Genomic DNA, 20,977 nt, shown 5'->3' with positions numbered 1-20,977 from the left:
GCCGTGCATCGAACGATCGTCGCGTGAAAAGCGACACACAAAGATGAACGCCGGTGCCGATCGATGCGATCGGGGCCTCCTATCAAGGAGGCATTGAAAGAACATCAACGAATTCACGCCATGCCGACGCGGTGGCCTCGCTACGATGGCATGCGTGCGGTCTTTCATGACGACCGTCATCTGCCGTATCGCGGCCTTCCAACCCAAGGAGCCCACCATGTCCTTCGACTCTTCGCTCAATCGTCGTGACTTCCTGACGCTCGCGGCCACCGTGTCGGGCGCATTGGCGATGCCGAGCCTCGCGGGCGCCCGGCCTTTCGCCATGGATGCGAGGACGCCGGCCAGCGCCTCGGGAACGCGCAACACCCGAGCGTCGCGTATTTTCGACCGCCCCGAATTCCGCTACGGCCTGGGAGGCGTCCCCATCGGCAACGAATTCGAGGTCGTCACCGACGAGGATGCGTATCGCACGCTGGAAGCCACGTGGAAGGCCGGCGCCCGCTATTTCGACGTCTCGCCCTGGTACGGACTCGGGCTGGCGGAACGCCGATTCGGCAGCTTCCTGCACAACCAGCCGCGCGACAGTTACCTCCTCTCCACCAAGGTCGGCAAGCTTCTCAAGGCCTCCCCGAAGAACAACGCCAAGGAGCTTTTCGAATACGGCAATTCGCCGAACAACGTGACGTTCGATTACACGGCCGCCGGTGTTCGCCGATCCATCGAAGACAGCCTGCAGAGGCTCGGCGTCGACCGCATCGACGTCGTTTTCGTGCACGATATCTCCTCGGACAACGCCCTTCTCCCCACGCCGTGGCCGGAGCAGTTCGCCATCGCCCTGAAGGGCGCGTTTCCCGAGCTGTCCCGGATGCGCGACGAGGGAATCATCCGCGGCTGGGGCATCGGCGTGAATACGCCGGAACCGATCCTCCGCGTCATCAAGGAATCCGATCCCGACGTCTGCCTCCTCGCCTCGCAATATTCGTTGATCGACCACGCGAACGCGCTGAACACCATCTTCCCGGTGGCCCGACAGCACGGCGTCGAATTCGTCGTCGGCTCGTCGTTGAATGCAGGCTTTATCTCGGGTAGCCCACGCTACAACTATGGAAAGCGCTCCTGGGATATTTCCCGCGAACACCTCACCAAGCGCGATCGCCTGCGCGCGGTCGCGAGCCAGTTCGGCGTGGACCTGCGCACCGCCGCCATCCAGTTCTCCGCCGCGCCCGACGTGGCCGCCGCGCTCATCGTCGGTGCGCACACCGAGGCGCAAGCGCTCGCCAACGCTAGCTCGATGAAGGCGACCGTCCCACCGGCGTTCTGGGCCGAGCTCAAGAACCAGGGACTCATCGAGCAGAATGCGCCGATTCCGTCGGCGAAAGCCTGACGACACCCGCCATCGGCATCGGCCACCGTACCGGCCCAGGCCGATTCGGCCCATGGAGGTTCCCCGTATGCATAAGTTGATCCTGACCGCCCTGGTAGCGGGCGCAGCGCTCGCCGGTTGCACGGCGAGCGCTGCGTTCTCGAACGCCCCTCCCGCCACCGACCATGCCGCCGTTTTCGCCATCCAGCCTCGCGAATACAACACGATGGACAGCATGGCACGGGGACCCGACGGCAAGATCGTCGTGGCGGTGCCCAACTACAACAACCTCACGCTCGAAAAGACCGGGCGGGCGGCAGCCGCCTCGCCCGCCCGGCTGGCGCTGCTCGATCCGGTCAGCAGGAGGCTTACCGACTGGTATCGCTTCGCCCCCGGCGACCTGAGCCCCGAGACGGGGAAAGTCGCGCCGATGGGCGTCGCCTTCGGACCCGACGGCAATCTTTACTACGTCGACAGGCAATCCCCTTATAAAAAGGGCCCGTACAGCCGCATCGCCAGGATCGTGATCGAACACGGCAAGCCGATGCGCCAGGAAGTGGTCGTCGAAGGCGGCTTCGGCACCAATGACCTGGCCTGGCGTGGCCGCCGGCTCTACGTCACAGACGCCGCCATGGAAATCGTTCCGAAAACGGCGAACAACATCAGTGGCGTGTTCGCGTTCGACCTCGACGAGTTCGCGAACGGGCCCGTGCATCTGCGTCCCTACGGAGACGGGATTCCCGATCCGCACCTTCTGACGACCTTCGTGTCCAACAACAAGACGGGTGCGGGGGCGGATGGCATCGCCTTCGACGATGCGGGCGACCTGTACGTCGGGATCAACGAGGAAGGCACGATCTTCAAGGTGGCGATGGGTGCCGACGGGCGTCCCGCCGGGGCGCCGCAGCTGTTCGCGAGGGACGCGTCCATGCTGTCGGCCGACGGCATGGCGTTCGATGCGCGGCGTCGACGGATCTATGTGGCCGATTTTCTCGGCAACGCCATCCATGCCATCGACATGCAGGGCAAGGTCACCACCCTGCAACGCAACGACGACTCCGGTAGCGCAACGGGCAAACTCGACGAGCCTTGCGCCGTGCTCATCCTCGGCGACATCCTCCTGGTGGCGAACATGGACTACGTCTCGGCCGCGCCGGGAAGTGCCGTCAATAGCCGCCTCGACGACGACCACGCCATCTCCGCGATCGCCTTGCCACCCGTGAGGCAGTGAGGCCGGTCCGACCGCACGCGACGGAGGACGGTCCTCGACCGCCCTCCGTCGTGGATCACAGCTCGCTCCTCGTCGACGGATGGGCCCCGTCGTCACCCGCCGGCACCAGCGCGTGGGACACGATGCGTGCAAGGCGACGATCGGCATCTTCGGCCGACGCCCATGCGTTGCCACCGGGACGCACGTAATAAGCCGCGGAAAGCGGCTGTGCCGAGCGGCATACGAGCACGCCGTAGCGGTCCTCCGCGCGCGTGGGGCTCGGCTTGGGCGCGTCGCACGTGTCCGGGCCGTTCGGGCCGTAACCGTACACGTATCGCAACGACACGTCGGACGACTGGCCACGTACCAACGCTTCGACCTGGCGAGCGGTCTCGGACGTGGGCGACACCAGCGCATGCGAGGCGACCTCGTGCGCCACGGAAGACAGGCTGGAGCCAGCGGCCAAAACGAACACGCCGCGCGTAGCAAGGTATCGAATCGTGGAGTTCATGGTTTCTCCCTCTCGGCGAAAGCGCCGCTCATTGCTCGTCGGTACGCTTCAGGCCCATGGTGAGGCGGTGGCGTTGCAGGTACTCGCGCTCGGCAGGCGTGGGGCGATCCAGTGCCCACATCGCGCGATGCCAATACGGATAGATGGCCGGGGGGCGCCCGGCGCTCTCGATGGTCTCCAACTCGCCGGAACTGAGCTCCAGGCGAGCCGAGTCGAGGTTGTCGCCAAGTTGCGCCTCGTTGCGCGCACCCAGCACGATGGAATGAACCGGCGGTTGTCCTCGCAGCCAGGCGAGGGTCACCTGTGCCACGCTGACGTCGCGCGCCGCGGCGACCCGCTTCAGCGCATCGATGACGTTCCACAACGTGTCGCGATCGGCCACGTAGGGCTCGGGCCAATGATCGTCGCCCTGGCGCGTGTCGGCGGGCGGCGGTGTATGCCGATCGACCCGTCCGGTGAGCAGGCCCTGGCCCAATGGACTCCAGACGACCGTCGCGACGCCGAGTTCCTCGCCCGCGGGAATGATTTCATACTCGGCTTCGCGCGCCGCCGGCGTGTAATACACCTGGTGCGCCACCGGCGGCGGCAGATGCATCTGGCGAGCGAGCATGACGGTCTTCGCGACCTGCCATCCCGAGTAATTGGAAATGCCCCAGTAGCGGATCTTCCCGGACTTGACCAATCCACCCATCGTTTGGACGGTTTCCTCCACCGGCGTCACGCCGTCCCAGCGATGGATGAAATACAGGTCGAGATGATCGGTACCCAGGCGTCGCAGCGAATCGTCGATCTGGCGTGAGAGATGCGCTCTCGACGCACCGGCGCCGTTGGGACCGTCGGTCATCGGACTGGCCGCCTTGCTGAAAAGCAGGAGGTCGTCGCGCCGGTCCGCGATCGCTCGGCCCACCACCGACTCCGCGTCACCCTTGGAATAGAGATTGGCGGTGTCGACGGCGTTCACGCCCGCGTCGAGCGCGGCATCCACCATGCGGCGCGCCTGCGCCACGTCGACGGAACCCAGTGCTTCGAAACCGTTGGTTCCGGCGAACGTCAACGAACCGAGAACGTATTCGGAAACATACAGGCCGGACTGGCCCAAGGGACGGTATTTCATCGAATCCTCCAGCGTCGTGATGCCGGAATACAAACTATGCGCTGGCGCTTGCGAGCGGAATGGGTTTTTGTTGAAATCCATTCAATGCCCCGATAACAGGCGAAGGCGAAGGCCATGCTGTCCCGTTCGGAATTGGCCGACCTCAACGTGTTTCTCGCCATCGCTCGACGCGGCAGCTTTCGCGCCGCGGCCATCGATCTCAGCCTCACGACGTCGGCGCTCAGCCACACGATGCGCAAGCTGGAAGACCGGCTGGAAGTTCGCCTGCTCAATCGCACCAGCCGATCCGTGTCGCTCACGGCGGCGGGACGCGAACTGGCCGAAGCGCTTTCCCACGGCCTGGACACCATCGCCGAGGGCCTGAACGCGCTGGAAGCGCATCGCGGCGATCCCGTCGGGAGCCTTCGCATCAACGCGCCACGCGATGCCGCCCGGTTGCTCATCGCGCCGATGGTGGTGGATTTCGTACGGAGGTATCCGCAGATCCACCTCGACCTGATCGTGGACGATCGTCCGATAGACATCGTGGCGGAGGGTTTCGATGCGGGCATCCGGTATGCGGGCAGCGTGCCGCGCGACATGGTGGCCGTGCCGCTGACGCCGCCGTTGCGCTGGATCGTGGTCGGCTCGCCGGAATACCTCGGCAGGCACACGCCTCCGCGCCACCCGGACGATCTCTACAAGCACATGTGCATCCAGATGCGCGTGGGCGACAACTCGACCTATCCCTGGGAGCTGGGCGACGGTCCATCCATGGCCCGCGTCGACGTGCCCGGCGTCATGCGCGTCAACGAAACCGAAGCGACCATCGTGGCGGCCATGCGCGGCGTGGGCCTGGCGTACTGCCTGGAAATACGCGTCAGGGAAGAGCTGGCACGCGGCCAGCTCCTGCAGGTGATGCCGGACTGGTCGTCGATGGGCGACCCGTTCTGCATGTACTACCCGAGCCGGCGGCGGTCACCGCCGGGCTTGACGCAACTGGTGGACATGGTTCGCCGGCAGAACGGGATCTACGATTGAACGCGGGTCAGAAGACGCGTTCGGAACGGGCCAGGTAGAGGAACGACGACGGCGTCTTGCGCAGCGATTCGAAGGCGTCGCGATCGGCGGCCACCGCCTCTTCGAAGTGCGTCTGCGTCGGCCAGATGAACTGGCGGATGATCGCCATCCGTGATCCCGGCACCACGCTGCGGTTGATCACCTGCCGGAACGTCCGCATGCGCCGGGAGAGCGCCAGCGACTCGTCGACGGTCCAGTCCACCGACCGGTCGCCGACGAACTGCGTGAGCGTGACGTAGACGTTGGAATCCTTGTCCGACCAGTACAGGTCGCCGAACGGGGCATCCGGCGCGATGGAGCCGCGGCTGGCCTGCACCACGTCCTCCGCGGCCATCGTGATGATGTGCTTGGATTGATCGACGAAGTTCGGCTCGTCCGGCTGCACGTACTTGATGAAGTGTGGATCCTTGCTCAGGTCGGCCGCGGGGAGGCTGTCGTGCCACACCTCGGCGATGGCGAGATAGGTCGAATCCGAGTCCTTGAATACCGCGCTATCCAGTCGGTGATGCTGGATGTACTTCCGGTTCCCGCGCATGTCGTGGACGAGGGTGCCGTGGGGATGGCGCCAGTGGTCGTCGAACGCCTGGCGGCTGATGCCCGCCCGGGGATGGGCCAGTTGGATCAACTTGACCGGGCCGACATGGGTGCCAGGTGCCGCGACCGAGGGAGCGGGAGCCGCGACGACGCCCGCGGCGGCGCCGAGCAGCGCCACCGACGATGCGGCGATGAAGTCGCGGCGCGAGAGGAGGCTTGATTCGTCGAAGGGTCGGCGATCGTCTGGTGGGGTCATGTGCGTGCTCCAGCAGGCCTAGGCCTGTTCGGTGGGAAGGACGAAAAGCTCGGCGACGTTCACGTGGGGCGGTGCCATGACGGCATATGCCACCGCATCGGCGATGTCGTCGGCGTCGAGGAAACGGATCTGCTTGCGATAGGCCCGCATGGCCTCGCGCTTTTCGCCATCCGCGGTCTGCTCGGGCAACTCCGTGATCACCGCGCCCGGCTGGATGCAGGTGACGCGGATGTTGTGCTTTTTTCCGACTTCCATGCGCAGACCCTCGCTAAAGGCCGTCACCGCGAACTTCGTCGCCGAATACACGGTGTAGCCGGGACCGAACACACGTCGTCCGGCAATGGACGACGTGTTGAAGATATGACCGGCGTGCTGGCGGATCATGTGCGGCAGGACCATCGCGGTGGCGTTGAGCATGCCCTTGAGGTTCACGTCGACCATGCGGTGCCATTCGTCGAGCCGGAGACGGTCGATGTCCGATACCGGCATGACCCCGGCGTTGTTGAACAGCACGTCGACGGCACCATGGGCAGCGACGAACGATTCCACGCCCGCGGCGACGGAGTCGGTGTCGGTGACGTCCATCTCGATGGCGAAGGCGTCCCCGCCGTCGGCGACGATCGCGTCGCGAAGTGCGGTGAGTCGATCGATGCGCCTGGCGGCGATGCCTACCCGCATGCCGAGGGCGGCCAGGCGCCTCGCCGTGGCTTCACCGATTCCGCTGGACGCGCCGGTAATCAGCGCACATTTGCCCGATATGGCAGATGACATGGATGTCCTTCATGGGATGCGGCGCGGAGGCAGCGCCATGAACGGAACGTTACCCGCCTGCCGGAAACGCTTCCGCCGTGGCCTTGCCGCCATCATCGGGATCTTGCGATCTAGGCGTTTCGGTAGTCGCTGGGCGCCACGCCGGACTCGCGGCGGAAGACCTGGGCGAAGTGGCTGGGGTTGGAATATCCCACGGCGAGCGCTACGTCGACGATGCTCAGTTCGGATTCCCTGAGGAGCCGCTTCGCCTTGTCCACGCGGCGGGAGATGAAGTAGCGGGACGGCGCCATGCCCGCCGCCGCGGTGAACTGGCGGCTGAAATGGAAGGCGCTCAGCCCCACCTCGTCGGCGAGCCGCGCCAGGTCGAAAGCCTCGTCGAGGTGCTCGTCCATGAACAACACCGCCTTGCGCAACTTGGCGGCCGCCAGCCCCTTGTGGATTCGCGCATGGCCTGTGCGCACGTAATGCCGCACCAGATGCACCGCAAGTGCGGACAGCACGCCATCGACCCAGAGCGTGCCGCCGGGAGCCGGCGCCAGCAGTTCGCGCCTTATCAGCTCCAGGAGCGCCGATACCGTGTCGTCGCGGCTGCACGAGACTTCGGTGAGCCGGATGCCCGGATTGGATTTACCGAGCACCGCGTAACCCGCCTGCGCCAGGCGCGAAAGCGACAGATAGACATGCATGGCGCGAAAAGGCTTGGAGCTGTCCGCGCGCCAGCGAAGTTCATAGGGTGCGTCGGAATGCGTGAGGTAGAAGTCGCCTTCCCGCACCTCGTAGGATGTCCACGTTCCACCGATCTCGCGCTCCTCCACCCTGGCGGAGCCGGAAATCGTCCAGGAAATGACAGGCTCCGCCACCGCCGGAATCATGACGGCATCCTGCACGTGGGCCTGGTCGAATATCTGCACGAAGGCGTCATGCCAGATCCGCTCGTCCGAACTGGCTAGTACCGTGGTTCCGATGTAGGCCGCCAGGGCGGCGGGGGACGTAGCGAGCTGATCGGTATGCATGGCGAGACCAGTCTACCCCGCAGCGAGCGATGGAACGCTACCTGACATGGTCCAGCGCGCCCGCCTTGTGCGCGGCGACGTGGCCGGTCTTATCGCTCCTGACCTCGTACTGGGGCTCGTCTTCCGTCGCCCGTCGGGTGCGACCCATGAACTCGAAGTCACGCTTGTGGATCTTCGTGATCGTGCCGGTGACATGGCCCGCCTCGGAATTCCACCGCACGTGATCGCCCACTTTGAACGTCTTCGTCATCTTGCGCACCTCGCCCAGGCCTTTGCGGAAAAGCCTGGGCAGCCGGACGTCGTCAGACCGTGACCGGCACGTCCAGCCGAATGTGCCCTTCGATGCAGTCGGAGACCTGGCCGCCGATCCAGACCTCGTCACCCACGTGCCGGACGTGCAGCCGCGCATCGCGGCCCAGGGCGCGGCCCTGGGCGATGGCGTAGTCGTCCGTCCCCTTCCCCGCCTCGGCGAACCAACGGGCGATGCCCGCGTTCAGGCTGCCGGTGGCGGGGTCCTCGAGCAGGCTCGAGTCGAATACCAGCGCGCGCACTTCGTAGCGGGCCTGCGCGCCATCGGGCGTGGGCGCGACGACACCCAGCTTCATGCCTTGGAGCAGCGTCGCGTCGAACGACAGCCGGTGGAGCTTTTCGGCGTCGTGCAGCAATACCGCGCGCCACTGCGCACCGTTGTCCACCCAGCGCGCATCCGCCACGTCGCGTTCGTCCAATCCGAGCCCTCGCGCGATCGTGCCGCGGACGTCCGGCTCGAAGGGGTCGTTCTTCAGTAACGGAGGTGCCAGGAACGACAGCAAGCCGTTCCCACGCCGCACGCGTACCAGCCCGATGCCGCACTCCTGGATCACATCCGATCCCTTCGGCGCCCCTCCGGTGGACAACCACGCGTGGCAGGCACCCAGCGTGGGGTGTCCCGCGAAGGCCATTTCGCCTCGCGGTGAAAAGATACGCACGCGATAGTCGGCGTCGGGATGGGACGGCCGCTGGAGGAACACCGTCTCGCTGAGCTGGGTCCAGCGCGCCAACGCCATCATGGTGGCGTCGGCCATGCCGTCCGCGCCAAGCACGACGGCCAGCGGGTTGCCCATCAGTGGGCGGGCGGAGAAAACATCGACCTGGCGGAACGAAAGAAGGCTCATGAAGGCATCGGACGGTGGGTGATCGGGGTCCTCGATTATGGATGCCCCCGGGCCGATCCACGAAGCCATCGGGATGTCGTGTAGGCTTGGCGGCCGACATCGCCACGCAAGCAGCCCCATGGCACTCAAATCGACCATCTTCAAGGCCGACCTGCAGGTCAGCGACATGGACCGGCATTATTACCAGGGCCACGCCCTGACCATCGCCCAGCATCCGTCGGAAACCGACGAGCGCATGATGGTGCGCGTGCTGGCCTTCGCGCTGAATGCCGACGATGCGTTGACCTTCGGCAAGGGCCTGAGCTCGGAGGACGAACCCGACCTGTGGCGCAAGGAACTCACCGGCGAGGTCGATCTGTGGATCGACCTCGGCCAGCCCGACGAACAACGCATCCGTCGCGCGGCCGGCCGGGCGAAACGGGTGATCATCTATACCTACAGCGGTCGTGCCGCCGAGGTCTGGTGGAAGAAGACCGCCGCGGCCGTGGCACGTACGAAAAACGTCTCCGTGATCGATGTCGATCCGGCCACGGTCGAGGCGCTGGCGACACTCACCCAGCGGACGATGCAGATCCAGTTCATGGTGCAGGACGGCCACGCCCAGGTCATCAGCGGCGACACCGTCGTGCCGATCGAGCTGAAGACCCTGGCCTGACACGCCGACCGCCGCCGCGGGTCACCACGGCGGCGGCACGGAAGCCGAGGCTATCGGCTCATTTATCCAGGCCGGCCATCAGCGTGTATTTCACGCTCACGTATTCCTGGATGCCGTAGTAGCTTCCCTCGCGACCGTAGCCGGACTGCTTCACGCCGCCGAACGGTACCGATTCGGTACCCACCGAACCGCTGTTGATCACCACCATGCCCGACTTGATGTTGCGCGACATGCGGAAGGCCGTGCCGAGGTTCGGGGTGAAGGCGTAGGCGACGAGGCCATACTCGGTGTCGTTCGCGCGCCGGGTCACTTCGTCCTCGGTGGTGAAACGGTAGAGCGGGAACACGGGCCCGAAGATTTCCGTGGTGCGGATCTGCGCATCGTCCGGCACCTCGACCAGGATGGTCGGCCTGTAGAACAGCGAGTTCTTCCGCGCCAGTTCGCCGCCGGAGAGCACCTTCGCACCGTGTGTGACCGCGTCCGCCACGAGCGCCTCGACCTTGTTCACCGCGGACTGGTTGATCAACGGTCCGACGACGAACTCCTCCTGCAAGCCCTGGTCGACGCGGATGCGCTCCACGGCCACCTTCAGCTTCTCGGCGAACACGTCGTAGATGGCGTCCTGCACGTAGATCCGGTTCGGCGAAATGCACACCTGGCCGGAGTTGCGCAGCTTGGCGGCCACGAGCCCGGCCACGGCCTCATCGACGTCGACGTCGTCGAAGACGATGAACGGCGCGTTGCCACCCAGCTCCATGGTCATCTTCTTCAGCGTGGCGGCGCTGTGGCGGGCAAGGATCCTGCCGACGTTGGTCGAGCCGGTGAAGGAAATCTTCTGGATGCGGTCATCGGCGGTGAAAGCCTCGCCGATCGTCTTCGGATCGCCGGTCACCATCTCGAAGACGCCTTCCGGAATCCCCGCCTTGCGGGCGTAGTCGAGGAGCTTGTAGGCGGTGAGCGGGGTCTCTTCCGACGGCTTGATGATCATCGTGCAGCCGGCGGCGAGCGCCGTTGCGATCTTCCGCGCGATCATCATGAAGGGGAAATTCCAGGGCGTGATGGCGGCCGTCGGGCCGACCGGCTCCTTAGTGACAATCACCGAGGCGTTGGGGGCGTGCGTCGGAATGGTGTCGCCGTAGACACGCTTGGCTTCCTCGGCATACCACTCGATGAAGCCCAGGCCGTAGGCGACCTCGCCCAGCGCCTCACTCATGCACTTGCCGTTTTCCTTGACCATCAGTTCGGCGAAGTCGCGGCGATCCGCGCTGACCATCTCGAACCACCGCCGCAGCCGGGCGCCACGCTCTTTCGCCAGCAAGCCCGCCCAGGCCGGGAAGGCATCGCAGGTGCGATCGATGGCGGCCAGAACCTCGGCCGTGGTCATTTCGGGAGCTTCGCCGACGACGCTGCCGTCGGCCGGGTTATAGACCTTGATCATGTTCGTTGTCCTCGGGGGGCAGTGGGGGCCGCCCGTAAGCGGCTTGAGGCAAGTTTCCCGAGTGGACGGCGCCAGGACTATCGATTAATTTTCCTCAATCGTTGAGCTTTCGGAAACTGTCATGCGCTCGCTTCCGCCCCTGAACGCCCTGATCGCCTTCGAGGCCGTCGCCCGCACGGGCTCGGTCGCGTCGGCGGCCGAGAAACTGTTCGTGACGTCCGGTGCCATCAGCCGACAGCTGAAGACGCTGGACGAGTTTTTCGAAACGAATCTCTTCGAGAAGCAGGGACGCGGCCTCGCACTGACGCCCACCGGTGCCGCGTATTTCCAACGCATCAGCATCCACGTCGACGGCATCCGCCAGGCCACGCGCCACGTGCAGGGCGACGAACTCCGTCCGGTCGTCCGGCTTCATTCGCATACGACCTTCGCCACGCGTTGGCTCATCCCCAGGCTCAGCCGGTTCCAGGTCACGCATCCGCGGATCGACGTCCGCCTGACCACGTCGTCCGAGTGGAACGACAGCATCGACTGCGACGCCGCCGTCCGGCTGGGCGGCGGCCATTGGCCGGGCTACGAGGCCATGCCCCTCGTCGCCAACGTACTGGTCGCGGTTTGCTCGCCTCAGCTCATCCAGAAGAGCCGCCCGATCGACGAGGTCTGGCTGGCGGGGCAAACCCTCCTGGAGGTCACGTCGCGTCCCGACGATTGGAACCGGTGGTGCGAGGCGGCCGGGTTCGCCCCGGGGACGATGGCGAGAAAACGCACGTTCGAAAGTTCCACGCTCGCCTACGAGGCCGCGCAACAGGGCCTCGGCGTCGTCGTGGCACAGGAGATCCTCGTTGCCGACGAACTGGCCACGGAACGGCTTATCGCGCCGTTCGACGTACGCGTCGACCAGGGTACGGAAACGTATTACCTCGTCGTGCCAACGGGGCGGCGTCATCGGGCCGGTTTGCGGGAACTGCGCGATGCGCTGAGCGCTCCGCAAGGGATTCAGGCGACACCCGGGGCAAGTTGAGAAAGTGGTTCGTCGCAAGGGCTTCCGCTACAGTTTTCGACCTGTCACGCCCCAGGGAACACCCATGCCATCTTTCCATCGCCTCGTTTGGCTGGCCTGCCTCGCGCTGCCGATCGCCGGCCACGCCGCGAATGGCGACGGCCGCTCCGTGCCTTTCGAGCAGCCTGTTCCCACCAGCGGCCTCGCCGCCCTTCCGCCGATGGGCTGGAACAGCTGGAACCATTTCGCGGGAAAGGTGACGGCGGCCGACGTGCGTGGCATGGCCGACGCGATGGCGGCCAACGGCATGCGCGAGGCCGGCTACGTGTACGTCAACGTCGACGATACATGGGAAGGCGAGCGCGACGCCGACGGCAACATCCAGCCGAATGCCAAGTTCGGCGACATGAAGGCCCTGGCCGATTACGTCCATGCCAAGGGCCTGAAATTCGGCCTCTATTCCTCCCCCGGCGCGAAGACGTGCGCCGGTTTCGCCGGCAGCTTCGGCCACGAGAAGCAGGACGCGCGCACCTACGCCGCATGGGGCGTGGACTTCCTCAAGTACGACTATTGCGGCGCGCGGGATCAATACCCGGTGACCCAGGCGAACCAGGAAGCCCTGTTCAGGCGCATGGGCGCGGCCCTGCGCGACGCCGGGCACCCGATCGTCTACAGCCTGTCGCAGTCGGGTGAGTTCGACATCTGGAGGTGGGGACCGAAAACGGGGGCCAGCCTGTGGCGTACCACGCCGGACATCAGCGATCGCTGGGATTCGATGATCGACCGTGGCTTTCGCCAACTCGACCTGGCCACCTGGTCGGGCCCCGGCCACTGGAACGATCCCGACATGCTGGAGATCGGTAACGGCGGCATGACCGACGACGAATACCGAACCCAGATGAGCCTGTGGTCGATGCTTCCGGCACCGTTGCTGGCAGGCAATGACCTGCGCACGATGGATGCGGCCACGCGGGACATCCTTCTCAACCGCGAGCTCATCGCCGTCGACCAGGATCCGGCCGGGCGTCCCGCGAAGCGCCTGCGGCAGGAGGGTTCGATCGACATCCTTGTACGCGAGATGGGCGATGGTTCGATGGTGGTCGGACTCTTCAACCGAGGCGAAGCGTCCGCGACGGCCCACGTGGCATGGAACGAACTCGGCACGCACTTCTCGGCGCCGACGAAGGTACGGGATCTCTGGCATCACGCCGACGTGGACCCCGGCAAACCGTTGGCCCCCGTCATTCCCCGCCATGGCGTCGCCGTGTTCCGCGTCTACCCGGGCTGACTATCGGCACATGCGTCGCCCATCCGGTGGCCCCTATGTTCCGGCGGTTAGCCAGGCCCGACAGTGCAGGATGCACGCGTCGAAGGCCGTGACCTCCCGCACGTCCCCAAGGACCGCCCGATCATGCGTCATACCCTCCTGGCAGGTGCCTGCCTTGCTTTCGGCCTTTGCGCCTGCTCTCCCTCCGCGCCACCGGCACCGCCGCCGCTGACCGATTACACGGCCAACTCGGGCGGCCCGCGCGTGCCGGAACAACTGGCGGTGAGGTTTGAGCACGCCGACCTTCACTTCCGCGTGGATCCGGACGCACGTCGCATCGAAGGCGACGCGACACTCACGTTCCTGCTGAAGTCGCCGCTTCGGCGCGTGGTGCTCGACCTGGATCGAAACCTTCCCGTCGACTCGGCGGACGTCGACGGCACGCGGCTCTCCCGGTCGGCGTATCGCAATACCGACGGGCACCTCGAGATCGACCTGCCCCACCCGCTCGATGCGGGTGCCCGCACGACGGTCCGCGTGATCTATCACGGCCGACCGCATACGGCGGTGCACGCCCCTTGGGACGGCGGCATGGTCTGGTCGACCACGCCGAGCGGACAGCCATGGATCGCCACGGCGGTGGAAGGCGAAGGCTGCGACCTGTTCTGGCCGTGCATCGATCATCCCACCGGCCGGCCGGCGCTCGTCGACGAACACGTCACCGTGCCGGCGCCGCTGGTGGCCGTCGGCAACGGCGTGGCCGTGGGCATGGAAGAAAAGGACGGCATGCGCACCTATCATTGGCGTGCGCACGAAGTCAGCACCTACGGCATCTCGTTGAACGTCGCACCGTATCGCGAACTCACGGCGACGTACAAGAGCCGCTTCGGCAACAGCTATCCGATGCACTACTGGTACGTGGACGACGAGACCAAGGCCCGGGCCCTGTTCGCGGAGTTCCCCTCGATGCTCGATTTCCTCGAAGGCACCATCGGCCCCTATCCGTTCGGCGCGGAAAAGATGGGCGTGGCAGAGACACCGTTCCTGGGCATGGAACACCAGACGATCAACGCCTACGGCAACGACTACGCGAAGATCCCCTACGGCTACGACGACCTGCTCCAGCACGAACTCTCGCACGAGTGGTTCGGCAACCAGATGACCAACGCCAACTGGGACGACATGTGGCTGCATGAGTCCTTCGCCACCTACATGCAGCCGCTGTACGCGGGCGCGCTAGGCGGCAAGCAGGCGTATTTCTCCACCCTCATGCACCTGCGCACGCTGATCGGCAATCGCCATCCCATCGTCTCGGGCAAGCCGCGGCGCGAGGAAGACGTCTATAACGACGACCGCGACGGTCCGGGCCAGGACATCTACAACAAGGGTGCGCTCATGCTGCACACCCTGCGCAACACCATCGGCGACGATGCCTTCTACCGCTCGGTGCGCCTGCTGGTCTACGGCACCGAACACCCGGTGCCGGGCAACTTCTCGCCGCGCTACGCCACCACGCGGGACTTCATCGACATCGTCGACAAGGTCACCGGCAAGAAGATGGACTGGTTCTTCGACGTTTACCTTTACCAAGCCAAGCTGCCCGACCTGCAGGTGGCGCGCGACGGCCAGGTGCTGCGCCTGAGCTGGAAAGTGTCCGGCGACGGTCCCTTCCCGCTACCGGTGGACGTGCAGGTGGGCGACCACGTGGTGACCCTGCCGATGACCGACGGCCATGGCGAGGTCACCTTGCCCGACGGCGCGATGTACTCGATCGATCCGGAATCGAAACTGCTGCGCCAGGACGCGGGGATCGAGGCGTATCGGGCGTACGCCAAGGCGAAGCGCAAGGCGAAGACGTCTTCCTGATCCCTGCCCGTCCACCCGGCTATCCACCGGGTGGCGGAAAGTCCGGTACGGCGAACTTCGGCACGGGCAATACCACCGCCACGGGCAGGTCCTGGGTTGCTCCCGTCTTCAGGAAGTCATAGACCGCCCGCGTCGCCCTGGGCTCGTTCCTGATCTGGTACATGGCGCCGTTGTGGGCACCGCGATGCACGACGATCGCGTGGCCGTTGCGAAAGTACGGCAAGAGGCCAAGCGTATTGTCGATAGGCGTCGACGTGTCCCAGTCCCCGTGGATGAAGACCACGGGGATGTCATTGGGAATCGGTTCGCGCACCGCGTCGCCCATGTCGCGAGTCGGCCACGCCGGCGCCGAGGCGATGTTGGATGCGAAGTTCCAGGTACCCAGCATGGCCACGGCGGGATCGCTACGCAGTTGCAGTTCGCGTGCGGCGGTCACGCCGAGGCTGCTGTCCGCCAGCGGGCCGATCAGGATGACGTCGCCGGCCCGCCGGTCTTCGATCGTGTCCTTCGCCCATTCCTCGTAATGGCCGTGATAGAGCGACAGGATGAACCTCGGCCAGCGTTCGCCGTCCTGCCCGCCATCCTGCGTGTGCGACAGCAGGGCCCGTTGCAGGTCTTCCGCGCCCAGCACCACGTTCCGCACCGTGCCGTCCTCGCCCTTTACCGTGACGCTTACCGGTCCCTTGGCGAATCGGTCGTGCAATGCGGCGATCGCTCCCATCACGCCACCCGTCGGCAGGTAGGGCTTCAGGCCGGGGTCTCGATCGGCGTCGTAAGCCATGCGTTGCAGCGACGCGTAGACCTGCGAGGGCATGTCGTAGCCGCCATCGAGCGGCTCCACCGACGACAGCACGGCGCGCGCGACGATCCGCGGATGCAGCCGCATCACGGCAAGGCTCCACTGCGATCCGAAGCTGCCGCCGAACAACGTTACCTTGTCGTAGCCGAGCGCCACACGCAGCGAATCGACGTCGGCGGCGAATTCGCCGATGTCGTAGCCGGAGAGATCCTTTCCCGGATGCGCGGCGACGGCCGCCGCGGCAAGCGCACGCATCTGGGCCACGTCGGCGGTGACGGAGCCGGGTTTGTCCAATGGATAGGCCGGACGCTTGCCGAGAAGCTTCTCGCCGCGTTCGGTATAGCCGCGCTGTTCGAGTACCACCACGTCGGCCACCTCGCTGAGCGACAGCCAGGTACGCAACTTGCCCCGGTCATTCTCGGTGAACGCGCCCAGGACGCTGAGCCCGGGGCCACCGGGCAACCAGAAAACCGGAGGCGCTCCCGTGGGATGTGGTGAGCGGATGCGCGCGAACCCGACGCCTATGAGGCGACTGTCGGGCTTCCCGCGGTTTTCCGGCACGTAGAGCGTACCGATCTCATAAGGTACCGTGCGACCGCTCTCGTCATGGATCGTGCCTCGTTCGACCACGATGTCGTTCGGCCTGCGTTGCGCGAATACGACGGCCGGCAAGAGGAAATACAGGGCTAACCACAGCGTGCGAACGATCGAGCGCATGGCGTGAACCTCCGGAGGGGCCGCACGATTATACTGTCGCCCATGGCCTCCCTGCCGGTACTGCTCGAAGACATCCGCGCCTGCACGATCTGCGCGAAGTACCTGCCGTTGGGACCTCGCCCCGTGGTGCAGGCTCACGCTTCCTCGCGCATCCTCATCGTCGGGCAGGCGCCGGGGAGGAAAGTGCACGAGACGGGCCTGCCTTTCAACGACGCCAGCGGCAACCGCCTGCGCGACTGGCTCGGCGTGTCGCGTGACCTCTTCTACGACGAACGCAGGTTCGCCATCGTGCCCATGGGTTTCTGCTTCCCCGGCACCGGGCCCTCGGGGGATCTCCCTCCCCGGCCCGAATGCGCCGCCACCTGGCGGGCGCCGTTGCTGGCCCGCCTCAAGCGGGTGGAGCTGACGATCGTGCTGGGCCAGTACGCGATCGCCTACCACCTTCCCGGCCAGGGCAAGTCGGTGACCGAAGCCGTGAGCCGCTGGCAGGAGACGTGGCCCACGGCGGTCGCCCTTCCCCATCCCAGTCCACGCAACCTCGCGTGGTTCAAGCGCCATCCCTGGTTCGATGAAGCGCTGCTGCCCGTGCTGCGTGCACGCGTGGCCGACATACTCTCCACCGACGCAGGCGGAAAACGTATCCGATGAGAATGCCCACGCTGTCTCGCTGGACGCTCCTGATTGCCCTGGGCATGCTCACGGGCTGCTATCCGATACGCGATACGTCGGGGCCACCCGCCATGAAGATGCTGCCGGGCGCCGCATCGGCCCGTACCCTCGTGATCGTGCTTCCGGGCATTGCCGACAACCTCGCTTCGCTGGAGGCCGGCGGCATCGGTACGGCGGTTCACGATGCGTGGCCCGACGCGGACGTGCTGCTGGTCGAAATGACCATCGGCTATTACAAGAACAGCCGCATGCTTCCCGCGCTTCACGATATCGTGTCGTCCGCCAAGGGCAAGGGATACCGCCACGTATGGCTCGTCGGCGCCTCGCTGGGCGGCATGGGCGCCCTGCTCTACGACACGGCGTGGCCCGACCAGGTCGAGGGCATCGTTTTGCTCGCGCCATTCCTCGGCGAGGATTCGATGCTCGCGGAGATCCGCTCGGCCGGAGGGCTGGCACGATGGACGGCGCCGGCGCCCGCGACGCCCGGCCCCGGCAACTGGCAGGCACAGATATGGCGACGGGCAAAGGCGCGGGCATCCCGGCCCGGCGGCGACCCACGCGTGTGGCTGGCCTACGGCGACCGCGACACGTTCGCACCCAACATGCCCTTGCTCGCGCCGGCGGTGCCGCGAGAGCACATCGTCACCGGATCGGGCATCCACGAATGGACGTCATGGACACCGCTTGCCGCGAAGGTATTCGCGGCCGTGCACCGGACATCCGATTGACTCAGTCGTCCCCGTGCTCCAGGGCGAACGCGATGGCGGCGCGCACGGCGGCTACCTGCGCATCGTTGCACTCCTGGGGCGTCGTGCGAGGGCTGTCCGGATAGACCTCGGTCGTGGTGCAGAAGCGTGCCGGCGTGATGCCAGCGCAGAGCCCGAGCTGCTTCAGCGGATACCGGATGACGCCGGGAGCCACCACCGGCGAGCCGATGATCATGCCGTTCGCATCGGCGGGCGCGATATGGGTGACCCTGGACACCGCATCGATCACGGCTTGTTGGAACGCGGGCTGCGGTTTCGCGGTGTCGTCGACCAGGTAGAAACCGTCAGGGATTTCGCCCGGCTCATACGCCTTGCCGTCGCGCGCCGCGAGCGAAGGGCGGAACTCGGTCTCGTCCGAGTCGGTCGTCTCGTGGAGGTCGATATGCATCAGCACGCGATCGCCCAGCGGCGAAAGCAGGCGAACCAGTGCCGCCGATTCGGCGGCGGGGCTGTCGGCACGGAAATGGCGGTTGGGATCGATGGCGTCGGGATTCCAGCGATGGATGCGCTCGTAGGACCACGGACTGACGCACGGCACCACCAGCAGGTTGGCGCGCCCGTCGTAGTCTCGACCGTGTCGCGCCAGGAATTGAAGCGCGCCGAGCACGCCGCTCGTCTCGTAACCGTGGACGCCGCCGGTGACCACCATCACGGGGAGATCGTCTCGCCAGGCGCGACTGCGTACCGCCAGGAACGGATAGCGCACGCCGTCGTACGTCGCGGCGCCGTACTCCTCCACGTCGAAGCGGTCGCGTAGCGCATCGACTGGCGCGAGCACGTCGGCCGCGACGTCGCGATGCTTGACCTGCCGGGAGCGCCACTGTCGCCTTTCCGCGTCTCCCCAAGGCTGGCCGGGGGTACCGATGCGATCGAACGTGGCTGGATTCATGGCAGGCTTCGCTTGCGTCGAAAAACGCCATTCTAAGGGTCCGGCGAACGATCTTCACCCTCGTGAAGACGCCGTCCCACGTCCGGTACCTTTCCGCGACGCCAGCGAACGCACGCTCAGGCCTCCTTTCATGACTCGTGAGGTCCCCATGAAGAGCCACGTCATCCTTTCCGGTCTCGGCGCCGTGCTTCTCGCCGGCTCGGCCTTCGCCCAAACGGCCGCATCCACCCAGCTCTCGCAGGGCGATGCCCAGTTCGTTCAGATGGCTGGCGCATCGGGCGCAGCCGAAGTCGCGCTGGGCAAGCTGGGCAGCACCCAAGGGAAGTCAGGCGACGTGCAGTCGTTCGGCCGCCAGATGGTGACCGACCACACCGCCGCGAACGAGAAGCTCACGGCCATCGCCGCGAAGAAAGGCGCCTCGGTCGGCAGCCCGTCCGCGGAAGACTCCAAGGCGATCGAACGACTGGGGCAACTGAAGTCCGCCGATTTCGACCAGGCGTTCGCCACCAAGATGGTCGCCGACCACCAGAAGGCGGTCGCTTTGTTCGAGAAGGAATCGAAACAGGGCGAGGACAGCGACCTGAAGGCCTTCGCGACCGAGACGCTCCCGACGCTGAAGCATCACCTCGAGATGGCGAAGAAGCTGCCTGGCAAGGAAGCGGCGACCAACGCCGCTCCGTAAACCGCCGCGTCGCACGTAGCCGTCGTCAGGACGACGACGGCTCCAGTTCCACCTTGATCCACCCTGGCTGGCGATGATCGAAGCGCTCGTACGCCTCGATCGCATGGCCCATCGGCTCGCGCTGGGTAAGGATCTTCGTAGGCACCATCTGCCCGGAACGGACCAACTCGACCAGCATGGGAACGTACTTGCGGTGGTTGCAGTTACCCATGCGCACGGTCAGGTTCTTGTTCATCGCGGCGCCGATGGGAAACATCGTATCGCTGGGCGGATAGACGCCGATGATCGATATCGTTCCCGCCTTCGCCACGGCGTCCACGGCCCATGTCAGCGCCTGCGCGGGGCCGTCGCCGGCACGCCACGCGTCGCCTTCGTCGCGAGCGGACGGCGATGCGTCCTTTGCCGACCCGGCGGCCTTCGACGCCTCCGCGGGCCCGGAATGCGGCATCTCGGCATCCACGCCGACGGCATCGATCACGCTATCCGCACCGATGCCCCCGGTAAGACGCTTGATGGTCTCCACGGGATCCTCCTTGGAGAAATCGACCGTTTCCGCGCCCTGCTCCCTGGCCATGTCGAGGCGATCGGCATGCCTGTCGACCGCGAACACCCTGCCGGCCCCGAACAGCTTCGCCGATGCGATGGCGAACTGCCCCACCGGCCCGCATCCGAAGACCGCGACGGTGTGGCCCGGCTTGATGCCGGCCATGTCGGCACCGAAGTACCCCGTGGGAAAGATATCGGAAATGAGGATGGCTTCGTCGTCGCTCACCTCCTCGGGCAGCTTGACCAGGTTCACGTTGGCGAACGGCACGCGCACCTTCTCCGCCTGCATGCCATGCAGGCCGCCGGCCTCCTTCGGGCCGCCGTAGAAGGCCGTGCCGGGGCCGTTCGGATTGGCGTTGTCGCATTGCGCGTAGTAGCCCGCGCGGCAATAGGAGCAGTAGCCGCAGCCGATCGTCGAGGGAACCACCACGCGATCGCCCACCTTGAAGTTTCGTACGCCGTCGCCGAGCGATTCGACGATGCCCACGCCTTCGTGTCCGAGGATCGTTCCCGGCTCCACGCCTGCCATGGTACCGCGTATGAAATGGAGATCCGTCCCGCAGATCGCGGAGCGCGTCAGGCGCACGACGGCGTCGGTATCGCTCTCGATGGTGGGCTCGGATACCTCGTCGAGACGGATGTCGCCGAGGGCATGGAATACGATGGCTTTCAAGGGATGTCTCCGTGACGGAACGTC

At 65.8% G+C, this 20,977-nt stretch carries 21 protein-coding genes; 10 read left to right on the top strand and 11 right to left on the bottom strand.

The annotated features are described in order from the left end of the window. Nucleotides 1-217: 217 nt before the first annotated feature. Together L2Y94_RS10765 and L2Y94_RS10760 are read left to right on the top strand one after the other, a co-directional pair. Complete coding sequence (locus L2Y94_RS10765) at nt 218-1,384, top strand: aldo/keto reductase (RefSeq protein ID WP_247366431.1); 1,167 nt, start codon at nt 218-220, stop codon at nt 1,382-1,384. A gap of 67 nt (nt 1,385-1,451) precedes the next feature. Beyond that, on the top strand, nt 1,452-2,594 hold the full coding sequence (locus tag L2Y94_RS10760) for an SMP-30/gluconolactonase/LRE family protein (RefSeq protein ID WP_247366430.1): 1,143 nt from the start codon (nt 1,452-1,454) through the stop codon (nt 2,592-2,594). A gap of 55 nt (nt 2,595-2,649) precedes the next feature. Here the strand turns inward: L2Y94_RS10760 and L2Y94_RS10755 are convergent, their stop codons facing one another. Together L2Y94_RS10755 and L2Y94_RS10750 are read right to left on the bottom strand one after the other, a co-directional pair. Then, nucleotides 2,650-3,084, bottom strand: coding sequence for a hypothetical protein (locus L2Y94_RS10755; RefSeq protein ID WP_247366429.1), 435 nt, complete (start codon nt 3,082-3,084; stop codon nt 2,650-2,652). Nucleotides 3,085-3,112: 28 nt separating this feature from the next. After that, nucleotides 3,113-4,198: an aldo/keto reductase gene (locus tag L2Y94_RS10750; RefSeq protein ID WP_247366428.1), complete on the bottom strand. Its 1,086-nt coding sequence runs from the start codon at nt 4,196-4,198 to the stop codon at nt 3,113-3,115. A 114-nt stretch (nt 4,199-4,312) separates the two neighbouring features. Here L2Y94_RS10750 and L2Y94_RS10745 point away from each other — a divergent pair, with 114 nt between their 5' ends. Beyond that, complete coding sequence (locus L2Y94_RS10745; RefSeq protein ID WP_247366427.1) at nt 4,313-5,218, top strand: LysR family transcriptional regulator; 906 nt, start codon at nt 4,313-4,315, stop codon at nt 5,216-5,218. A gap of 7 nt (nt 5,219-5,225) precedes the next feature. Here L2Y94_RS10745 and L2Y94_RS10740 read toward each other — a convergent pair whose 3' ends face one another. The 5 genes from L2Y94_RS10740 to L2Y94_RS10720 all read right to left on the bottom strand — a co-directional run bounded on the left by L2Y94_RS10740 (nt 5,226) and on the right by L2Y94_RS10720 (nt 8,985). Further along, nucleotides 5,226-6,047, bottom strand: coding sequence for an EthD domain-containing protein (locus L2Y94_RS10740; protein ID WP_247366426.1), 822 nt, complete (start codon nt 6,045-6,047; stop codon nt 5,226-5,228). 18 nt (nt 6,048-6,065) lie between these two features. Beyond that, nucleotides 6,066-6,818 carry an SDR family oxidoreductase gene (locus L2Y94_RS10735; RefSeq protein ID WP_247366425.1) on the bottom strand — a complete coding sequence of 251 codons (753 nt, stop codon included), beginning with the start codon at nt 6,816-6,818 and terminating at the stop codon, nt 6,066-6,068. Nucleotides 6,819-6,928: 110 nt separating this feature from the next. Then, nucleotides 6,929-7,831 (bottom strand): helix-turn-helix domain-containing protein, encoded by a 903-nt coding sequence (locus L2Y94_RS10730; protein ID WP_247366424.1) that lies wholly within the window; start codon nt 7,829-7,831, stop codon nt 6,929-6,931. Nucleotides 7,832-7,868: 37 nt separating this feature from the next. Continuing rightward, nucleotides 7,869-8,081 (bottom strand): hypervirulence associated TUDOR domain-containing protein, encoded by a 213-nt coding sequence (locus L2Y94_RS10725; protein ID WP_247366423.1) that lies wholly within the window; start codon nt 8,079-8,081, stop codon nt 7,869-7,871. Nucleotides 8,082-8,133: 52 nt separating this feature from the next. Continuing rightward, nucleotides 8,134-8,985: a PhzF family phenazine biosynthesis protein gene (locus L2Y94_RS10720; protein ID WP_247366422.1), complete on the bottom strand. Its 852-nt coding sequence runs from the start codon at nt 8,983-8,985 to the stop codon at nt 8,134-8,136. Between the two features lie 118 nt (nt 8,986-9,103). Here L2Y94_RS10720 and L2Y94_RS10715 point away from each other — a divergent pair, with 118 nt between their 5' ends. Next, nucleotides 9,104-9,640 (top strand): YaeQ family protein, encoded by a 537-nt coding sequence (locus L2Y94_RS10715; protein ID WP_247366421.1) that lies wholly within the window; start codon nt 9,104-9,106, stop codon nt 9,638-9,640. Between the two features lie 58 nt (nt 9,641-9,698). Here L2Y94_RS10715 and L2Y94_RS10710 read toward each other — a convergent pair whose 3' ends face one another. After that, nucleotides 9,699-11,078: an NAD-dependent succinate-semialdehyde dehydrogenase gene (locus L2Y94_RS10710; protein ID WP_247366420.1), complete on the bottom strand. Its 1,380-nt coding sequence runs from the start codon at nt 11,076-11,078 to the stop codon at nt 9,699-9,701. Between the two features lie 121 nt (nt 11,079-11,199). Here L2Y94_RS10710 and L2Y94_RS10705 point away from each other — a divergent pair, with 121 nt between their 5' ends. The 3 genes from L2Y94_RS10705 (at nt 11,200) to L2Y94_RS10695 (ending at nt 15,211) form a co-directional block, all read left to right on the top strand. Next, complete coding sequence (locus L2Y94_RS10705; RefSeq protein ID WP_247366419.1) at nt 11,200-12,099, top strand: LysR substrate-binding domain-containing protein; 900 nt, start codon at nt 11,200-11,202, stop codon at nt 12,097-12,099. Between the two features lie 64 nt (nt 12,100-12,163). Next, the gene (locus L2Y94_RS10700) at nt 12,164-13,366 is read left to right on the top strand and encodes a glycoside hydrolase family 27 protein (RefSeq protein ID WP_247366418.1); all 1,203 of its coding nucleotides are present in this window, start codon (nt 12,164-12,166) and stop codon (nt 13,364-13,366) included. A gap of 123 nt (nt 13,367-13,489) precedes the next feature. Beyond that, nucleotides 13,490-15,211 carry a M1 family metallopeptidase gene (locus L2Y94_RS10695; RefSeq protein ID WP_247366417.1) on the top strand — a complete coding sequence of 574 codons (1,722 nt, stop codon included), beginning with the start codon at nt 13,490-13,492 and terminating at the stop codon, nt 15,209-15,211. 19 nt (nt 15,212-15,230) lie between these two features. On the opposite strand, the gene L2Y94_RS10690 is transcribed toward L2Y94_RS10695, so the two are convergent. Then, the gene (locus tag L2Y94_RS10690; protein WP_247366416.1) at nt 15,231-16,727 is read right to left on the bottom strand and encodes an alpha/beta fold hydrolase; all 1,497 of its coding nucleotides are present in this window, start codon (nt 16,725-16,727) and stop codon (nt 15,231-15,233) included. A 42-nt stretch (nt 16,728-16,769) separates the two neighbouring features. Between L2Y94_RS10690 and L2Y94_RS10685 the strand changes: the two genes are divergently transcribed. Further along, on the top strand, nt 16,770-17,375 hold the full coding sequence (locus L2Y94_RS10685) for a uracil-DNA glycosylase family protein (protein WP_247366415.1): 606 nt from the start codon (nt 16,770-16,772) through the stop codon (nt 17,373-17,375). After that, nucleotides 17,372-18,124 carry an alpha/beta hydrolase gene (locus tag L2Y94_RS10680; RefSeq protein WP_247375068.1) on the top strand — a complete coding sequence of 251 codons (753 nt, stop codon included), beginning with the start codon at nt 17,372-17,374 and terminating at the stop codon, nt 18,122-18,124. The genes L2Y94_RS10685 and L2Y94_RS10680 overlap by 4 nt, the downstream gene beginning before the upstream one ends. 1 nt (nt 18,125) lies before the next feature. Here the strand turns inward: L2Y94_RS10680 and L2Y94_RS10675 are convergent, their stop codons facing one another. Continuing rightward, nucleotides 18,126-19,052, bottom strand: a complete 927-nt coding sequence (locus tag L2Y94_RS10675; RefSeq protein ID WP_247375065.1) for a M14 family metallopeptidase — start codon at nt 19,050-19,052, stop codon at nt 18,126-18,128. A gap of 148 nt (nt 19,053-19,200) precedes the next feature. Between L2Y94_RS10675 and L2Y94_RS10670 the strand changes: the two genes are divergently transcribed. Next, entirely contained in the window at nt 19,201-19,734 is a 534-nt protein-coding gene (locus tag L2Y94_RS10670) for a DUF4142 domain-containing protein (RefSeq protein WP_247375063.1), read from the top strand. 25 nt (nt 19,735-19,759) lie between these two features. Here L2Y94_RS10670 and L2Y94_RS10665 read toward each other — a convergent pair whose 3' ends face one another. Further along, nucleotides 19,760-20,953 (bottom strand): zinc-dependent alcohol dehydrogenase, encoded by a 1,194-nt coding sequence (locus L2Y94_RS10665; protein WP_247375062.1) that lies wholly within the window; start codon nt 20,951-20,953, stop codon nt 19,760-19,762. Nucleotides 20,954-20,977: the final 24 nt, after the last annotated feature.

Source organism: Luteibacter aegosomatis, from assembly GCF_023078455.1.
GTDB lineage: Bacteria > Pseudomonadota > Gammaproteobacteria > Xanthomonadales > Rhodanobacteraceae > Luteibacter > Luteibacter aegosomatis.
The sequence above is the reverse complement of the archived record's forward strand: the minus strand, read 5'-3'. Positions and strand labels throughout refer to the sequence as shown.

Bases quoted from the DNA above. Each gene is read 5' to 3' on its own strand.
- L2Y94_RS10765 (WP_247366431.1), top strand. From the start codon at position 218: ATGTCCTTCGACTCTTCGCTCAATCGTCGTGACTTCCTGACGCTCGCG.
- L2Y94_RS10760 (WP_247366430.1), top strand. From the start codon at position 1,452: ATGCATAAGTTGATCCTGACCGCCCTGGTAGCGGGCGCAGCGCTCGCC.
- L2Y94_RS10755 (WP_247366429.1), bottom strand. From the start codon at position 3,084: ATGAACTCCACGATTCGATACCTTGCTACGCGCGGCGTGTTCGTTTTG.
- L2Y94_RS10750 (WP_247366428.1), bottom strand. From the start codon at position 4,198: ATGAAATACCGTCCCTTGGGCCAGTCCGGCCTGTATGTTTCCGAATAC.
- L2Y94_RS10745 (WP_247366427.1), top strand. From the start codon at position 4,313: ATGCTGTCCCGTTCGGAATTGGCCGACCTCAACGTGTTTCTCGCCATC.
- L2Y94_RS10740 (WP_247366426.1), bottom strand. From the start codon at position 6,047: ATGACCCCACCAGACGATCGCCGACCCTTCGACGAATCAAGCCTCCTC.
- L2Y94_RS10735 (WP_247366425.1), bottom strand. From the start codon at position 6,818: ATGTCATCTGCCATATCGGGCAAATGTGCGCTGATTACCGGCGCGTCC.
- L2Y94_RS10730 (WP_247366424.1), bottom strand. From the start codon at position 7,831: ATGCATACCGATCAGCTCGCTACGTCCCCCGCCGCCCTGGCGGCCTAC.
- L2Y94_RS10725 (WP_247366423.1), bottom strand. From the start codon at position 8,081: ATGACGAAGACGTTCAAAGTGGGCGATCACGTGCGGTGGAATTCCGAG.
- L2Y94_RS10720 (WP_247366422.1), bottom strand. From the start codon at position 8,985: ATGAGCCTTCTTTCGTTCCGCCAGGTCGATGTTTTCTCCGCCCGCCCA.
- L2Y94_RS10715 (WP_247366421.1), top strand. From the start codon at position 9,104: ATGGCACTCAAATCGACCATCTTCAAGGCCGACCTGCAGGTCAGCGAC.
- L2Y94_RS10710 (WP_247366420.1), bottom strand. From the start codon at position 11,078: ATGATCAAGGTCTATAACCCGGCCGACGGCAGCGTCGTCGGCGAAGCT.
- L2Y94_RS10705 (WP_247366419.1), top strand. From the start codon at position 11,200: ATGCGCTCGCTTCCGCCCCTGAACGCCCTGATCGCCTTCGAGGCCGTC.
- L2Y94_RS10700 (WP_247366418.1), top strand. From the start codon at position 12,164: ATGCCATCTTTCCATCGCCTCGTTTGGCTGGCCTGCCTCGCGCTGCCG.
- L2Y94_RS10695 (WP_247366417.1), top strand. From the start codon at position 13,490: ATGCGTCATACCCTCCTGGCAGGTGCCTGCCTTGCTTTCGGCCTTTGC.
- L2Y94_RS10690 (WP_247366416.1), bottom strand. From the start codon at position 16,727: ATGCGCTCGATCGTTCGCACGCTGTGGTTAGCCCTGTATTTCCTCTTG.
- L2Y94_RS10685 (WP_247366415.1), top strand. From the start codon at position 16,770: ATGGCCTCCCTGCCGGTACTGCTCGAAGACATCCGCGCCTGCACGATC.
- L2Y94_RS10680 (WP_247375068.1), top strand. From the start codon at position 17,372: ATGAGAATGCCCACGCTGTCTCGCTGGACGCTCCTGATTGCCCTGGGC.
- L2Y94_RS10675 (WP_247375065.1), bottom strand. From the start codon at position 19,052: ATGAATCCAGCCACGTTCGATCGCATCGGTACCCCCGGCCAGCCTTGG.
- L2Y94_RS10670 (WP_247375063.1), top strand. From the start codon at position 19,201: ATGAAGAGCCACGTCATCCTTTCCGGTCTCGGCGCCGTGCTTCTCGCC.